We start from the raw sequence: 16,144 nt of genomic DNA on the forward strand, positions 1-16,144 counted from the left end.
GAATCCAAATCTCGATTCTCAGGCTTTACCCAAGTGGCATTCGATCTGAGTGAAAATTTCTTCAGGCTCGGTCATTCGCCCAGTCCCTTCAACGCGGCAGCTTTGCCAACCGGAATCGGGACCGATCATAGAGACCCCGTCTTCGACCAGCGTTTTTACATTGCGCTGCACAGCGGGATGTGCCCACATCTCCTTGTTCATCGCCGGGCACATGAAAACATCCCCGGTGAATGCCAGATAGAGCGTACTAAGTAGATCGTCCGCTTGGCCGAGGGCGGCTTTGGCCATAAAGTCGGCCGAGGCAGGGACGATGCAGAGAAGGTTTGCCCGGCGCGCGATTTCAATGTGCGCGCCCAGCGGCATCGATTCGTCAAACAACTCAGTGTGAACTCGCTTCCCGGAAAGTGCGGTCAGCGTGGCCGCACCGACAAAATGATGGGAAGCGGCGGTCATCACCACTGTGACGTCCACGTCTGCCTTGACCAGTTGGCTGACCAAGGCAGGCGTCTTGTAGGCAGCAATGCCACCGGTGACGCCGATGATGACCTTCCGTTCGCTCACAGTTCGTCGCTCATGATCGCATCGAACGACTTGATCATCACGTCGCCGTCCGCAGCAGTACGCAGTTCGTTGGAGGTATCGAGGAAGATTTTGTCTTGCTTGATCTCTTCCAAGACGATCTCCATTTTGTTGTCCGATTGCATTTCCACCAGCGGACGACTGCCGGCGTTAAGGGCGACCAGACGCTTCTGGATCAGGGTCGACAACTTAAAGCGACCACCAACCTTCTTGATGATGAATTCTTCTTTCAATTCTTCGAGCATCGCTTTTCCTTTTCCTGACGGATAATGTCCGCAAGCTGGGTGACGGTATTGTCGGCGGCATCGGCCATGTTGATCACGCGGTACGAATACCACGAGGCCGCTTCCATCTCGTTCTTCGCCGTGTCCAGTCGTCGCTGGATGGCTTCTTCCGTTTCGGTGCCTCGGTCACGCAAGCGGCGTTCTAGTTCTTCGGCCGACTCGGGACTAAGGAATATGGTGACTGCTTCTGGATATTGCTGGGCAACTTTGGCTGCCCCCTCGACGTCGATCTCGAGCAAAACCGAGATTCCCTTCGTCAAACGGGCCTCGACTTCGCTACGAAGTGTTCCGTAGTAATGACCAGTACGGAAAACCTCGACGAACTCGAGGAACTCGCCAGCGGCTTGGCGGCGCTCAAACTCTTCCTTGGTGAGGAAGTGGTAGTCGATGCCGTTTTCCTCGCCGTTTCGCGGTGCTCGCGTGGTTGCGGAAATACTCAGTTCGATCGGAGGCACTCCCAAGGCTAAAAGCTTGCGCACGATGGTTGTCTTACCGACACCCGAAGGGCCGGAAAGGATCACCAAAATGCCCGGGGCTTCATTGCTCATGCTGGCCGGTTGGGAAAGGACCTTGCGTCGAGTTGTTTATTCGATGTTCTGGACTTGTTCGCGGATCTTTTCGATCGCTGTTTTCATCTCAACGACTGATTTGGCGATCTCGGCGTCATTCGCTTTCGATCCGATGGTGTTCGTTTCGCGAAACAGTTCCTGCGTGAGGAAGTCGAGCTTTCGCCCGGTTGATTCCTTTTGTGTTAGGAACGTTTCAAATTGTTGCAGGTGGCTCTTAAGTCGCACAACCTCTTCCGAGATGTTCACTCGGTCGGTGAAGATGGCGACTTCGCGGAGCAGCGTCGAAGGATCGACCGTAACGTCGAATTCTTCCAGCACTTTGTTAACCCGCTCGGTCATGCGATCGCGATAGCCGGCAATGACATTGGGTGACTTCGCTTCGACTTGCTCTAGGTACTGAGCAATCGTGGCCAGGTTTTCACGAAGGTCGACCGTGGTGGTTTCGCCTTCGTGCTGACGCATCGTGTCAAACTTTTCGAGGGCTGTCTTCAGCGTCTTCTCAATGACCGGCCAAGCATTGAACTGTTCGTCATCGTTGTCAGTGTTTTCTTGGACGACGCCTGGTAACTGGAGAACCGAATCCCAATGAGGCGTTTCGGAAATTCCAATTTGGCTACCCAGTTGATGGATTTGCTGGACGTAGCTTTGCAAGACGTTGGTATCGATACGATACTTGTCGGCCGTGGCGTCCGCTTTCACCCGGAGGTTGATCGTAATCGTGCCGCGATTGATGTGCTTCCGGGTGAGGGCCTCGATCTGCGATTCGATTCCGCTAAACAGCTCGTTGCCCCGTACCGTGAGCTTAAAGTAGCGATTGTTGACGGAACGAATTTCGACCGAAACCGAAACGCCGTCCGCGTGCAGATGGGCATCGCCATAGCCGGTCATGCTCAACAGCATGGATTGTTTCTCCGCGTTTGTGCGATGCTGTCAGTGGGTGTGGATTCAAAACGCTACACGACTTCCAGGATCGATTACTGTGGAAGTCGCAATTGAGGACAGGCCAAGATCTTGGGGCCTAGTCTTTGGGCTTTTCATCCGTAGCTGGAAACTCGGTGACTTCTGCTTCCATCTTGGCCGGGGCAGCGTCGCCAGCAGGTTCCAAGTCGGCTGCCGGCTTCTCTTCGGTGGCAGGCGTTTCGGCAGCTGGTTTGGCGCCTTCTTCGGTTGCCGGGGCATTAAGCGAAGAGGTTCCCGAAGCGGCATCGCCAGTGGGGGCAGCAGGGATGTTGCTACCGCTACCGGTTAGCTTCTGCGAACCTTGATCTTGCAGGCTCATCGTGGCCAGAATGCAGAGCAGGATCCAGAAAGCTGCGACCACGACGGTGATCTTTGTGAAAACGTCGCCAGCCTTGGCACCAAATGCGCTCTGACCGCCAGCGCCACCCAGGGCACCAGTCAAACCGCCACCACGACCGCGTTGTACCAAGACAACGAGAATCAGGAACACGGACGTCAGCAAGATCAGCGGTCCGAAGAGGTACTGCAATGCGGATGACGCGGCGAAAAGGATGGAACTGGTCATGTTTCGCTACTTCTGAAAACGTCCTTGTTTGGATGCAAAAACGGGATCACCTAAGTGGTAACTCCCGACGGGGAATTCTCGGAGCTTACTTCGTTGCGCCAGCGATGATGCCGAGGAAGCTGTCGGCCTTCAGCGACGCTCCACCAACCAAGGCACCGTCGATATTTGGCTGCGAGAGCAATTCAGCCGCGTTGTCGGGTTTGACACTACCGCCGTACTGAATGCGAACGGACTCGGAAACAGCTTCACCGTACTTGGCGGTCATCAAAGCACGGATGCCAGCGTGAACTTCTTCCGCTTGCTCTGGTGTGGCAACCTTGCCGGTGCCAATGGCCCAAACCGGTTCGTAGGCGATCACGACCGAGTTCATCTGCTCGGCGGAAACGCCAGCGAGGCTGCCGTACATCTGCTCGGCGACCACGTCTGCAGTTTTGCCAGCTTCCCGTTCTTCCAGCAGTTCGCCAACGCAAACGATCGGCGTCAGGCCAGCTGCGAGAACGGCGTGTACCTTCTTGCAGACGTCGCTGCTCGATTCACCGAAGATGTGGCGGCGTTCGCTGTGACCCAGGATCACATACTTGCAGCCAATGTCCTTAGCCATTGCAGCCGAGATCTCGCCAGTGAACGCACCGGAAGCTTCGTGGTAGCAATTCTGAGCACCAACACCCACCTTGCCAGCAGCAGCGGTGGCGACCGCATCCAGGTAAACGCTTGGGGCGCACACAGCTACTTCGACTGCGTCGCCAGCGGTGTTGCCCTCGGCAACACCTTTCACCAAAGCGACACCGTCAGCTTTGGTGGTATTCATTTTCCAGTTACCTGCGATGAAAGGACGTCTCACCCGTCGTTCTCCTTCGGACCGCCATGGCCGATGAAATTAAAGACTTGGAATAGACCTAAGTCGTGATGCTCGTGCAGAATGAAACCCGTAAATATAGCAGAGTGCATGCATGCCCGTCGAGGTCACCTGTAGCCACTTGGGGGCATAATTTTCCGCCACTAAATGCTGAGTGGGCTCGAGTTCTGCCCGTTCGGCACAATCTCGATCATTAGCTCAGTTGACTGGATCAGTCTTCTGGTAGGATCCGAGGATCTCCAGGCGGAGGGCTTTCTTCTCCAGTGAGGCGATTGCTCGGCGGATCTTCAATTCCGAGCTGTGACCTTCCATTTCAACGAAAAAGAGGTATTCCTCAGGGGAATTGGCGACCGGAAACGATTCAATCCAGGTCAAGTTGAGGCGATTCTTCTTGAAGATGTTCATCGCATCGGCGAGCGCACCCGGTTTGTGCTCGGTTTGAAATAGCAATGCCGTCTTATCGTTCCCCGTTTTGGGAGCAGTGCCATGCGAGATCACGGCGAAACGGGTGATGTTGTTGGGATTGTCCTCGATGTTCGAGGCAATCGTGTCCAAATTGTAGTTCAGGCCGGCTGCCCGGCTGGCGACCGCGGCGGCGCCTTCCTTCTGTGAGGCCAATTGAGCGGCGGCCGCGGTGCTGGTCATCTCAATCGGACGGGCGGCGGGCAAATGCTTGGCCAGCCAGTTACGACATTGCGACAAGGCCTGTGGCTTGCTGAACACCTCCCGAATTTCTTCCCGAGGGCATTTTGCCAAGAGTTGATGATGGATGTGCAGCTTCACCTCGCCACAGATCTTCGTGGGAAGCTTGGCGAACATCTCCAAGGTATCGGTGACACGCCCGTCGTTGGAGTTCTCGACCGGTACGAGACCGAAATCGGCCTGATTTCGCTGGATTTCTTCGAACACTGCCGCAATCGTGGCCACGGGCGAGTAGTCGGCATTGGCGCCGAACTTTTCGACAGCGGCTTGGTGCGAATAGCTGTATTGGGGGCCGAGGTAGGCGACGCGAAGTCGACGCGAAGCACTACGGCAAAGGCTCAATACTTCTTGCATGACCGGTGCAAGTGACTCGTTGGCCAAGGCCGACTTATTGGCAGCCAACCACTTGGAGAGCTCGGTTTCTTCCGAGCTAAGCTGCTGCTCGATGGTCAGGCTCGGGGCGTTCTGAACAATTTTTTGGCAGGCAGTGACTCGCTTCGCCAACAAATCGAGGATTTGGCTGTCGATCTTGGCAACGGTTTTTTTGAGATCGGTTGTCGACGTCTTACGTGGAGTCTTGGCCATCGAGTAGGTGGGGGCTTCGAGAAAGGTGGTTGCAGGCGAATTTGTCAGGACGAGTCGATGGGGACTCACCGTAGGGAAGCTGCCTCCATTTGATCGTTCCTTGAATCATAACTCATCTCTGGCTGTCATAAACCTAGGTCCGCAGAAGGTTTGCGGCCATTTGCTGCCATTTTGGCAGAGTTTGTCGGGCAACTGCGAATCGATTTAGGAACAAGAAAAAACGACAGAGTTGTAAGTGTCTTGTATGAAATGACTTACGGGTGAATCGAATGCGAAGTGGACAGTTTTGGCATACCTCTTGCAATTCCCCTAGCAACCGTGTGATTCTGCAGATAACGGATTCACGTGGGATGGTTTGGAAAACAATCTCAAGCGACCTGCTTGGGCAATCAACATACGAGAACTCGGACGCCCTCGGGCGCAGTCCAATCGAAAGAAAGAGGTAATCATCATGGCACAAGGCGAAGTGATTATTGGGATCGACCTCGGTACCACGAACTCCGTGGTCGCGGTCATGGAAGGTTCGGAAGCTAAAGTGATTCCGAACGCCGAAGGTAGCCGGCTTACGCCGAGCGTTGTGGGTTACACCGACAAGGGGGAAGTCCTGGTTGGCGAACCAGCGCGTCGTCAGGCCGTCACTAATCCAACCAAGACGGTTTACTCCATCAAACGCTTCATGGGCCGACGTCATAACGAAGTCGACTCGGAAGAGAAGTTGGTACCGTACAAGGTGGTCGGAAGTTCCGACGAATACGTCAAAGTTCAAATTGGCGACAAAGAATACACACCGCCCGAAATCTCGGCCAAGATCCTACAGAAGCTGAAAGCTGCTGCGGAAAGCTACTTGGGACACAAGGTCAGCAAGGCGGTGATCACGGTTCCGGCCTACTTTAACGACGCTCAACGTCAGGCCACCAAGGATGCCGGTCAGATCGCTGGTTTGGAAGTGGCTCGTATCATCAACGAACCAACCGCTGCCGCTTTGGCATACGGCTTGGGTAAGAACAAGGCCGAGAAGATCGCCGTGTTCGACTTAGGCGGTGGTACGTTCGATATCTCGATCCTGGAAGTCTCGCCTCCTGAAGAAGGAGAAGATGGCGGACGAACCGTGTTCGAGGTGATCAGCACCAACGGTGATACGCACTTGGGTGGTGATGACTTCGACGAGAAGTTAATCCACTACGTTGCTTCCGAATTCGAGAAGACCAACGGGATCGATCTTCGCAAAGACCAGATGGCTCTGCAGCGTTTGCAGGAAGCCTGTGAAAAGGCGAAGAAGGAACTCAGTGGCCAGGCTTCGACCGACATCAACTTGCCGTTCATCACGGCCGATGCGTCCGGTCCTAAGCACTTGCAGATGACTATCAGCCGTAGCCAATTCGAGCAGATGACGGACGACTTGATCGAACGTTGCCGAATTCCGGTTGAAAAGGCGTTGAAAGACGCCGGGCTGTCCTCCAGCGACATCGACGAAGTCGTGCTCGTTGGTGGTTCGACTCGTATCCCTAAGGTTCAGGAGATGGTCAAAAAGATCTTCGCCAAGGAACCTCACAAGGGTGTGAATCCGGACGAAGTCGTCGCTGCTGGTGCCGCGATCCAAGGTAGCGTGTTGGCCGAAGGTGGTCGTAAAGACGTGCTGCTGCTGGACGTTACTCCGCTGTCGCTCGGTATTGAAACGCTTGGTGGTGTGTTCACCAAATTGGTGGAACGCAACACGACGATTCCAACCGAGAAGAAGCAAACCTTCAGCACGGCCGAAGACAACCAGGGTGCGGTGACCGTTCGCGTGTTCCAAGGGGAACGCCCCATGGCTACCGACAACCGCTTGTTGGACGAGTTCAATCTCGATGGCATCGCTCCGGCTCCTCGAGGTATGCCGCAGATCGAAGTCAAGTTTGACATCGATCAGAACGGTATCCTCAACGTGTCCGCGAAGGACTTGGGGACGGGCAAAGAGATGAAGGTCGAGATCAAGCAGAGCTCGGGCCTCTCGAAGGACGAGATCGATCGGATGCAGAAGGACGCCGAAGAGCACGCAGCTGAAGATAAGCGGAAGCGTGAACTGGCCGAATCCCGCAACGAAGCCGAATCGCGTTGCTTCCAGCTTGAAAAGCTGATCAAGGAAGCTGGCGAAAAGATCTCGGACAACGACAAAGCTCCACTGGAAGCTGCGATCGAAAAGACGCGAGAAGCCGCGAAGGGCGAAGACGTCGAAAAGATCAAGTCAGCGATCAGCGAGCTCGAAGCCGCCTCGCATGCGGTTAGCAAGATCCTGTACGAAGCTGCTGCAGCCAACAACCCGGAAGCAGCTGCCGACGCCGCAGGGGAAGCACCTCAAGGCGAGGCTAAGGATGGAGGCGACGATGACGCCATCGACGCTGAATTCGAGGTCAAAAAGGACTAACCTTCGACCCGCAAGCCCTGGGCCGATGAGGACCAGCCAGCGTGCAGCGAAGTTTGGAATAACCGAAGGGCTGGGGCCGCAAGGCACCCGGCCCTTTTTATGGACCGACAAGGCAATTAAGAGTTAAAACAAAGAAGAAACGCAGGCCTCTCGTGTAATTCAAACAAGACCAAATAACTGATCAGATGTCGCCCGGTTTCATCTGGCCTTGATTAGCAAGACATCAAAAACTTCAAACTGAAAAACAACCAGGGAGTGATTACGCAGCACCACACCTGATCACATACAAGGAACTTCATCATGCCTCCACAATTTGACAAGTACACGATAAAAGCTCAGGAAGCCGTACAAGCTGCCCAGCAGTTGGCTACCGATTCTCGCAATACCGCGCTCACGCCGTTGCATTTGCTGTCTGCTTTGCTCGCTGAAAGCGGCGGGGTTGTGCGTCCGTTGCTGGAAAAAATCGGCGCGAAACGAAGTCAGCTTGAAACGATGGTGGAAGCGGAATTGAGCCGGCTTTCCACGATTACGGGTAGTTCCCAGTTACGTTTGTCGCCTGAGCTTGATCAGGTCTTTCAAGCGGCGCAAAAGCAGGCTGATTCGATGAAGGACGAGTTTGTCTCGACCGAGCATTTGATGTTCGCGTTGTCGCAAGTTCCTTCCAAAGCGAAAGACATTCTCCAGGTCAACGCAGTTACCGAGAAAGACATTCTCGATGCGTTGCGTGAGGTCCGAGGAAGTGCTCGTGTTACGTCGCAGAGCCCGGAAGATACTTTTCAGGCATTGCAAAAGTACGGTATCGACCTCGTCGAGCGGGCCCAGAAAGGGAAGCTCGATCCGGTGATTGGACGTGACGATGAGATTCGTCGGACGATCCAAGTTCTTTCGCGACGTACCAAAAACAACCCAGTGCTGATCGGTGAGCCTGGCGTTGGTAAGACGGCAATCGCTGAAGGTCTCGCATTGCGGATTGTTCAAGGGGACGTACCGCAAAGCCTGAAGAACAAACGCGTCATCGCGCTCGATATGGGAGCGTTAGTCGCCGGTGCGAAGTTCCGAGGCGAGTTCGAAGAACGACTGAAAGCGGTGCTTAAGGAAGTTCAAGATTCGCAAGGAAGTGTCGTACTGTTTATTGACGAACTGCACACTGTGGTCGGTGCTGGGAAGGCGGAAGGGGGCGCAGATGCGGCCAACCTTCTTAAGCCAGCGTTGGCTCGCGGTGAGCTTCGCTGTATCGGTGCGACCACACTCGACGAGTATCGTCAATACATCGAGAAAGATGCGGCGCTAGAACGTCGTTTCCAACCAGTGTATATCGGCGAACCTTCGATTGACGACACGATCGCGATCTTGCGTGGCTTGAAACCGCGATACGAGGCGCATCACGGTGTGAAGATAAAGGACTCGGCGTTGGTTGCCGCAGCCAAGCTTTCCGATCGCTATATTACCGATCGATTCCTGCCTGACAAGGCGATCGATCTGGTGGACGAGGCTTCGAGCCGACTGGCGATCGAGCAGGAAAGTGTGCCGGCCGAAATCGATCAAGTGCAGCGGCGTTTAACGCAGCTCCAATTGGCCGATCGGCAACTAGCCGAAGAAACTGAAGAGACTGCCATCCAGCGTCGTGAAGAAATTCAGGACGAGATGGAGCAAGTCAAACGGCAACTTGCCAGCCTACGAGAACAGTGGGAAGCCGAAAAGCTAGGCATGGGTGACGTCGCTGAAACGCGCGAAGCCTTGGCGGCGGCCGACCTCGAGTACTCGCGGCTACATGCCACGATTCAGGAAGTTCAATCCGCTGGACAGCCGGTTTCCGAAAGCGATTATCAGCAGTTATACGAACTGCAGAAGAAGCGGGAGGCGTTGGTCAAACGGATGGAGTCGGAATCGGAGCACGAAAAGGAAGAGAAGGACGAAGCCAAGTCACAGCGGCGACTGCTCCGCGAACAAGTCACCGAAGACGAAATCGCGGAAGTGGTCAGTCAATGGACTGGGGTACCGATTGCCAAGATGCTGGAAACCGAACGAGCCAAACTGTTGGTTCTGGAAGAACGCCTGCATCAACGCGTGGTCGGTCAAGACGAAGCGGTGGTCGCAGTGGCCAATGCGGTACGACGAAGTCGTAGCGGGCTCCAAGCCACGAATCGTCCGGTCGGTTCGTTTATCTTCCTGGGCCCAACCGGCGTTGGTAAGACCGAACTGTGTAAGGCTTTGGCAGAAGCGTTGTTCGACGACGAAAACGCCATGGTCCGTATCGACATGAGCGAGTACATGGAGCGTCACGCCGTCAGCCGATTGATCGGGGCGCCTCCAGGATATGTCGGCTATGAAGAAGGGGGCAAGCTGACCGAAGCGGTTCGGCGACGTCCGTACAGCGTGATCCTGCTCGACGAAATCGAAAAGGCTCACCACGATGTATTCAATATCTTGCTGCAAGTGTTGGATGACGGCCGTTTGACCGATAACCATGGGCACACGGTTGACTTCACCAACACGATTGTGGTGATGACGAGCAACATCGGAAGCCAGGCGATCCAACAGATCGCGCAGGAAGGTGGCAGTGACGAAGAAGTTCGTGAAGCGGCCCAAGCCAACTTGCGAACGAAGTTCCTGCCAGAGTTCTTGAACCGTATTGATGACATCATCGTGTTCAAGCCGCTGGTCAAAGAGCAGATTCGCTCGATTGTCGACTTCCAAACACGCGGGCTGGCCCAAATGTTGGAAGAGCAGGGGATCGAGCTGTTTGTCACCGACGCCGCCAAGGATGCGTTGGCGGAAGAAGGATTTGATCCGCTGTACGGAGCTCGACCCCTGAAGCGGGTGATTCAAAACCGTCTGCAAAATCAGTTGGCTACATTGCTATTGAAAGGCGAGTTCAAAGATGGTGATCGGATAACGGTTGGTTTCGATGGGACGAACTACACGTTCACGAAATCGGCTGCCGGTGTCAGCACGGTTGAATCGGCGGTAGTCAGCTGAGTTCTGCTTACTGCTGTAACTCTTGAATGGGGACGTGGTTGGAATCTTTTTCCTCCCCGTCCCCAATCTTTTTCTTGGCACGACGAATACCCTATCGAGCCCGGGCAGAAAGATTCTCGAACTGAATAACTGGAGATTCTGCCGATGATCGTGCCTATTATCCTATTCTCTGTGATCGCCATATTGATTGTGGCGAATCTATGGATGGAATTCCGACAACAAACTCCGCTTGAACCGCACCATGGTGGTCGTCCTACACGTCGTCGGAAACGCAATGCGACCTATTTGGATGCAGCGAGCTCGTCGATCGACTATCATCATGGTCACAACCAACATGGCTTCTTCGATGTCGGTGATTTCGGAGGAGGAGATCATGGTGGTGGAGGATTTGACGGCGGCGATGGTGGTGGCTGCGGCGATTAATGCGTAGCGATAAGAGATTTTCCTACGCCTCACTTCTCGAAAGATCGACGACACGACAGATGTATTTGGTGATTTATAGCGGGCTGGCATTGATGGTCTTCTTGGCAATGGGCGGAGCATTGGTGGCTACTGCACTAAGTCATCGCCGACGCGCTGATGGGACTCGTTATCACGATATGTTTCTCTTTGGCGAGTCAAAGGGTCGTGACGCCACCGGCGAACTGGATGTGGAAGATTGGAGTGATTCAATCGACATTGATGTCGATTGATCGTCTACGGCAACTTTAGAGGAATCAACTATGTTAGAAGGGTTCGCCGTTCTCGCCGTCATCGTCGTCGCTTGGATGATGATCTACTATGTTCCCCGCATGTTGCGAGTCGGAGTGAGAACGAGTCACTACCGAGGACGCCGCGGTCGCCCGAAACGAACCTCATTCGGACGTCGCCGAAGTTCTCACGATGCAGATGATAGCGATGACGGTTAAGCCACGTGCTTCATCTTCGGTGCTGGGGAAAGCAACTCGATTTCGACCGCGGCCAGCGCCTTCACCAGGGCGTCATCTGGGGAAGGGCGGCGCAGCGGGTCTTTGGCCAGCATCTTTGCCACCAGCATATCGAGCGAGCCCGGAACGTGCGCAACCAGGGAGCGCACGTTAGGGGCCCGCTGCGATAGTTGGGCGCGGACAATATCGTCAGTCGTCGTTTGATTGAATAGCTGGCGACCGGTGATCAGCTCGAACAAGATGACGCCCAGGCTATACGTATCGGCTTGCGGCAACACCGGCGCGGTACGCGACAACATCTCGGGCGGTAGATAACGCAGCGTTCCTTGACGATCGCATTTGCGACTGCTGCAGGGAAGATTCAAGTTCACACGCTGTGCGAAGCCAAGATCGATCAGCGTTGCATGGCCGGTCTGCGATAGGATGATGTTGTCTGGCTTCACATCGCCATGGATCCAACCAGAATCATGGACGGTTGCCAGACCTTGCGCCAATTGCCGCGCAGTCCAAACTGCGGACCCTAGTGGAAATGGCTTCCCTGTGGACAGAATCTCGGACAGGGTCTGGCCCCAAACCCTCGTCATCACCACAAACGAACCGCGTCGGGCATCAATCACCGGGACGATGTGAGGCGACGTAATCTCTGCCCCTGCTTCGGCTTCGCGATTGAGGCGTTCCCCTAGGAGGCGTTCGCCTTTGAATTCTGGGCGAATGGTCTTCAGAGCGAAATCCCAACCGCTGAAACTTCCTTCACTGGGGCGAGCGCGGAAGACGCGAAAATACGTTCCTTCCCCCAACTGCGGACCAACCTCCCAGGCTCCATGCAGGCAGCGTGGTGATCTCCGGCGGGAAGATGCGAACGGCGGTTTGATTTCGACCGAAGACAAAGCGTGTCGTCCCTAGCGTATCCGTACAAAAAGACTCCTCGACTAACTCCAATATTCGACGTTTACCAACGAAAACTCTGATAGCGGTGCGAGTTATCTCGTTATCGCGGCCAGTAGGGTTATGCCGGTTGGGTACCTTGGGGTATCAAAACGGTGCTCACCAACCCCTTTGGAGATTTCGCCGAAATCAGGTAAGATGGGTTGGTAGTTAAGTAAAACTTGAACACTTCACAGAGGTAGATTGCGCAATGAAGAAGCTCGGATCCTTGTTGGTTCTGGTCGCCCTGACAACCTTCATCTTGGGTTGTGCCCCTAAGGGTGATCCTTCGGTCACGAATCCAAACTCGAACAGCACCGACACAAACACGACCAACTAGTTGGGTCCAGAACTGGTTACCCCATACGCAAATTGCCAAGACAATACGAAAGACCGCGAGCCGACCGGCACGCGGTCTTTTTTTGTGGATTGCTCCAATCTCGCCTATATCGCCGCCTCTCTTGTCGCGCGAGTTTTCCGTTGACCACGCCCTATCTTGGCGCTCTAATTCACCAGTGTAAGCGTGGCGATTGTTATGTCGGCTGATTTTTCGGCCGACCGATTCGAGCCTCGGCTCACCTCAATCAAGGAAAGCATAGAAATGAAGATAAAGCGAAAAGGTTCCGTCGTCTGGCAAGGTGGAATAAAAGACAGCAAAGGAGAGATCTCGACCGAAAGCGGTGCACTGTCGAGTTATCCCTACGGGTTTGCTAGTCGATTTGAAGGGCAAAAAGGAAGCAATCCCGAAGAGCTCATCGGCGCAGCACACTCGGCTTGCTTTACGATGGCCCTCTCAAAGATCCTGGGCGAAGCAGGCTTTACCGCGGACAAAATGGAAACGTCGGCTGTTGTCACCCTCGAGCAAGTTGACGGTGGGTTTGCGATCACGGCAATCCATCTCACGCTAACGGCCAAGATCCCTGGCGCGTCACAGGAAGAGTTCGAGGAGCTCGCTGGCAGGGCAAAAGCGGGATGTCCCGTTTCTAAGGTCCTGAATACCGAAATCACACTCGATACGACTTTGGAATCTTGAACGGCGACTTGCTGACGCAAACGTTTGATAAAGAGAAACGACCGCCAGGTGTCTACCATGCGGTCGTTTCTTTTGACTCTGCAAACGCATGGGCTCAGTCGGCCAGCGCCGGGTAGTCAACATAGCCTTCGCTGCCAGGCGAATAGTAAGTGGCGACTTCCGGTTTGTTGAGCGGAGCATTCTGGCGAAAGCGTTCCGGTAGGTCTGGGTTGGCGATAAAGGGTTGCCCAAACGCAATCGCATCTGCTTCGCCTGCTTCGATCGCCGCAGTTGCGGTTTGCTTATCGTAGCCACCGTTGGTGACTAGCACGCCATCGTAATGCTGGCGAATGATCGGCGTGATTCTTTCGGCATCAGGATTGTAGATGCGACCAGGACGAATGGATTCCGCCGTATGCAAATAGGCCAGGCCAAACGGTGATAACGCTTTTGCCGCGTGCTCAAAGAGAGCGGCGGGATCTTCATCTTCCATGCCGTAGCCATTCATGGTGGGACTCAACCGCAGTCCTGTTCGTTGCGGCGACCAGGCCTTGGTGACAGCTGTTACGACTTCTAGAAGAAACCGCAATCGGTTAGGGATCGACCCTCCATAATCATCGGTTCGTTTGTTCGTAGCGGTTCGCAGAAACTCGTCGATCAGGTAACCGTTCGCTCCGTGAATCTCCACGCCATCGAAGCCGGCGGCTCGGGCACGTACAGTCGCTGCAGCATAATCGGCTACGGTCGCAGCAATCTCTTCTGTCGTCAGCTCATGCGGGACGGTGAACGGTTTCTTGCCGGAAGGAACGTGAGCCTCACCGGGGGCGACCACGGCGCTGGGGGCTACGGTCGGGTTACCATCGTGGTAGTCAGGATGGGAAAGACGTCCCATGTGCCACAGTTGGACAAAAATCCGCCCGCCTGCGGCATGGACCTGATCGGTAACGTTTTTCCAGCCAGCGATATGTTCGTCAGCATAAATCGCCGGGGCGTTATGCCAACCGTATCCTTGGGCGCTGATCGCGGTTGCTTCAGAAATGATCAGCCCAGCCGATGCCCGCTGTGTGTAGTACTGGGCCATCATTTCATTTGGAACTCGATCGCTCGCTCGAGCACGCGTGAGCGGGGCCATCAGAATCCGATTTCGTAACGTCAAATCCCCCACGAGAAGCGGGCGGAACAAGGTGTCGTTGTTGGTGGTCATCTTCAGCTCTCCTGAGACTGAGTGGCGTGGTTTGCTTAGTTCGGAGGATAGGTAAGTTGCTCTGTATCCGAATCGTAGCGCGAAGCGGACATCAGTGAAATTCATAATTATTGCCACAGTGATCGTTTTAAGAGATAACTGGGGAATGGAACTTCGACACCTGAGTTATTTCGTAGCCGTAGCAACGCAGCTGAATTTCACCCGAGCGGCCGATTCGCTGTTGGTTTCGCAGTCGGCACTGAGCAAGCAGATTGCCGATCTGGAACGAGAGGTGGGGACGCCGCTGTTGGAACGGAATAAGCGAGTTGTTCGCCTGACCCCGGCTGGTCGCGTATTTTTCGAGGATGCGCAAGTAATTCTCGAACGGGCCGACGCCGCCAAAGAGCGAGCGACCCGCGTCGCCCGGGGCGAAGAGGGAGAATTGTCGATCGGTTTCTTTTCGGCACCAGTAATCGGATTCTTGCCCGACTTGATTCGGGAATACCGCACCGAACATCCTCAGGTGAAGCTGCACATGAAAGAACTCACACCTGACAAGCAACTGACTGCTTTCGCTAAGGAAGATATCGATGTCGGTTTCACGCGGCCTCTGCCGCCCGGCTATCCCGAATTGTCCACCGAAACGTTGTTTCACGAACGCTGGGTAGCAGTCGTGAGCAAGTCGCACTGTTTAGCAGGAAGACGTCGAATTCGATTAAGCGATCTTGCTTGCGATTCCTTCGTATTACTTGAAAGACGCGTTGCGATTGGTCTGCACGATCATGTTATCTCCGCTTGCCAGAAGGATGGATTCTCACCCGCGGTAACGCAGACGCCAGAATTGATGACGACAGTCCTGACCTTGGTAGCCGCCGAACAAGGAGTCAGCGTTGTGCCGGAAGGGGTACGCAACCTGCAAAACCAGCAGGTCGTGTTTCTCCCAATTTCACCAGGGCTCGATCCGTTTCCCTTGATCATCTGCTGGCGAACACGCGACACATCTCCGCTTACTGAGGCGTTTCGCAAGTTGGTTTGTCGGCGGATGTCTCAGATTGTGAAATCAGGAAGCCCTGACGAAGTTGACTGAGGGTAAATCGAACTAACTCACAAACTTGATGAAGGTTTAAAACATGAGTCGATTTCGATTTAGTCTCTTGGCGTTGATGATCTTAATCGCTGTGGTCGCCGTGATCATGGCCATAAAAACGAACCGTGATAGGCAGGTGGCCGCGACTAAGAAGATCTACGACGCTCAAAAAGGCGTTGTTGCCGAGGTGAGCGATGATTTCGTCAACAATCTGCGTAACGAAGGGTGGAAGGTCCGGGATAAGTCACAAGGGGTCGGCGGAAGCGGTGAATGGCGGATCACTATCGCGCTCGCTTGCCAAGATCGCGATGGCCAATGGCAAGCCTGTTATGTTGAAGTGATGGGTTCGGTAAGTGAGGGCTCTAGCGGCCAGCCAGACTGGCTAAATATATTGCCGCTCCGAATTTCATCTCTAGGGAATCGTCTCAATCAAGCGTTTATTCGAGAGTTAGTCATCGCTCTTGACAAGCAAGGTTGGTCCTTCACAAGGGATACCAACCTACATGATTCACCCTCACGAACTCTTTGA

Annotated in this window: 18 protein-coding genes; 9 read left to right on the forward strand and 9 right to left on the reverse strand. The window is 54.5% G+C overall.

Annotated features, from left to right (window positions below):
* Window positions 1-18: 18 nt before the first annotated feature.
* From C5Y83_RS26455 to pheA, 7 genes are all read right to left on the reverse strand, one after another.
* The gene (locus C5Y83_RS26455) at window positions 19-561 is read right to left on the reverse strand and encodes a flavoprotein (RefSeq protein ID WP_105332798.1); all 543 of its coding nucleotides are present in this window, start codon (window positions 559-561) and stop codon (window positions 19-21) included.
* Window positions 558-824 carry a DNA-directed RNA polymerase subunit omega gene (locus C5Y83_RS26460; protein ID WP_105332799.1) on the reverse strand — a complete coding sequence of 89 codons (267 nt, stop codon included), beginning with the start codon at window positions 822-824 and terminating at the stop codon, window positions 558-560. Before C5Y83_RS26460 ends, C5Y83_RS26455 begins: the two co-directional genes overlap by 4 nt.
* Entirely contained in the window at window positions 809-1,411 is a 603-nt protein-coding gene (gene gmk / locus C5Y83_RS26465; RefSeq protein ID WP_105332800.1) for a guanylate kinase, read from the reverse strand. The genes C5Y83_RS26460 and gmk overlap by 16 nt, the downstream gene beginning before the upstream one ends.
* A 36-nt stretch (window positions 1,412-1,447) precedes the next feature.
* Window positions 1,448-2,332, reverse strand: coding sequence for a YicC/YloC family endoribonuclease (locus C5Y83_RS26470; protein ID WP_233207366.1), 885 nt, complete (start codon window positions 2,330-2,332; stop codon window positions 1,448-1,450).
* Between the two features lie 118 nt (window positions 2,333-2,450).
* Window positions 2,451-2,957 carry a preprotein translocase subunit SecG gene (gene secG, locus C5Y83_RS26475; RefSeq protein ID WP_105332801.1) on the reverse strand — a complete coding sequence of 169 codons (507 nt, stop codon included), beginning with the start codon at window positions 2,955-2,957 and terminating at the stop codon, window positions 2,451-2,453.
* An 85-nt stretch (window positions 2,958-3,042) separates the two neighbouring features.
* A complete protein-coding gene (tpiA, locus tag C5Y83_RS26480) occupies window positions 3,043-3,798 on the reverse strand; it encodes a triose-phosphate isomerase (RefSeq protein ID WP_105332802.1) in 756 nt (251 codons plus the stop codon).
* 213 nt (window positions 3,799-4,011) lie between these two features.
* On the reverse strand, window positions 4,012-5,169 hold the full coding sequence (pheA, locus tag C5Y83_RS26485; protein WP_233207367.1) for a prephenate dehydratase: 1,158 nt from the start codon (window positions 5,167-5,169) through the stop codon (window positions 4,012-4,014).
* Between the two features lie 382 nt (window positions 5,170-5,551).
* Here pheA and dnaK point away from each other — a divergent pair, with 382 nt between their 5' ends.
* The 5 genes from dnaK (at window position 5,552) to C5Y83_RS26510 (ending at window position 11,391) form a co-directional block, all read left to right on the forward strand.
* A complete protein-coding gene (gene dnaK, locus C5Y83_RS26490) occupies window positions 5,552-7,504 on the forward strand; it encodes a molecular chaperone DnaK (RefSeq protein WP_105332803.1) in 1,953 nt (650 codons plus the stop codon).
* A 300-nt stretch (window positions 7,505-7,804) separates the two neighbouring features.
* Window positions 7,805-10,483, forward strand: a complete 2,679-nt coding sequence (gene clpB / locus C5Y83_RS26495) for an ATP-dependent chaperone ClpB (protein WP_105332804.1) — start codon at window positions 7,805-7,807, stop codon at window positions 10,481-10,483.
* Between the two features lie 144 nt (window positions 10,484-10,627).
* Complete coding sequence (locus C5Y83_RS29685) at window positions 10,628-10,906, forward strand: hypothetical protein (protein ID WP_105332805.1); 279 nt, start codon at window positions 10,628-10,630, stop codon at window positions 10,904-10,906.
* Between the two features lie 59 nt (window positions 10,907-10,965).
* Window positions 10,966-11,175 (forward strand): hypothetical protein, encoded by a 210-nt coding sequence (locus C5Y83_RS26505; RefSeq protein WP_105332806.1) that lies wholly within the window; start codon window positions 10,966-10,968, stop codon window positions 11,173-11,175.
* Between the two features lie 30 nt (window positions 11,176-11,205).
* Window positions 11,206-11,391: a hypothetical protein gene (locus C5Y83_RS26510; protein ID WP_105332807.1), complete on the forward strand. Its 186-nt coding sequence runs from the start codon at window positions 11,206-11,208 to the stop codon at window positions 11,389-11,391.
* Here the strand turns inward: C5Y83_RS26510 and C5Y83_RS26515 are convergent.
* On the reverse strand, window positions 11,388-12,296 hold the full coding sequence (locus tag C5Y83_RS26515; RefSeq protein ID WP_105332808.1) for a serine/threonine-protein kinase: 909 nt from the start codon (window positions 12,294-12,296) through the stop codon (window positions 11,388-11,390). The genes C5Y83_RS26510 and C5Y83_RS26515 overlap by 4 nt on opposite strands.
* Window positions 12,297-12,544: 248 nt before the next feature.
* Here C5Y83_RS26515 and C5Y83_RS30030 point away from each other — a divergent pair, with 248 nt between their 5' ends.
* Window positions 12,545-12,673, forward strand: coding sequence for a hypothetical protein (locus tag C5Y83_RS30030; protein WP_261341481.1), 129 nt, complete (start codon window positions 12,545-12,547; stop codon window positions 12,671-12,673).
* Window positions 12,674-12,934: 261 nt separating this feature from the next.
* Complete coding sequence (locus C5Y83_RS26520) at window positions 12,935-13,366, forward strand: OsmC family protein (protein WP_199195142.1); 432 nt, start codon at window positions 12,935-12,937, stop codon at window positions 13,364-13,366.
* A 94-nt stretch (window positions 13,367-13,460) separates the two neighbouring features.
* Here C5Y83_RS26520 and C5Y83_RS26525 read toward each other — a convergent pair whose 3' ends face one another.
* Window positions 13,461-14,549, reverse strand: coding sequence for an alkene reductase (locus C5Y83_RS26525; protein WP_105332809.1), 1,089 nt, complete (start codon window positions 14,547-14,549; stop codon window positions 13,461-13,463).
* Window positions 14,550-14,694: 145 nt separating this feature from the next.
* On the opposite strand from C5Y83_RS26525, the gene C5Y83_RS26530 reads away from it, so the two are divergent.
* Together C5Y83_RS26530 and C5Y83_RS26535 are read left to right on the forward strand one after the other, a co-directional pair.
* Entirely contained in the window at window positions 14,695-15,615 is a 921-nt protein-coding gene (locus C5Y83_RS26530) for a LysR family transcriptional regulator (protein WP_105332810.1), read from the forward strand.
* A 43-nt stretch (window positions 15,616-15,658) separates the two neighbouring features.
* Window positions 15,659-16,144: a hypothetical protein gene (locus C5Y83_RS26535; protein WP_105332811.1), complete on the forward strand. Its 486-nt coding sequence runs from the start codon at window positions 15,659-15,661 to the stop codon at window positions 16,142-16,144.

This window comes from Blastopirellula marina, from assembly GCF_002967765.1.
Lineage (GTDB): Bacteria > Planctomycetota > Planctomycetia > Pirellulales > Pirellulaceae > Bremerella > Bremerella marina_A.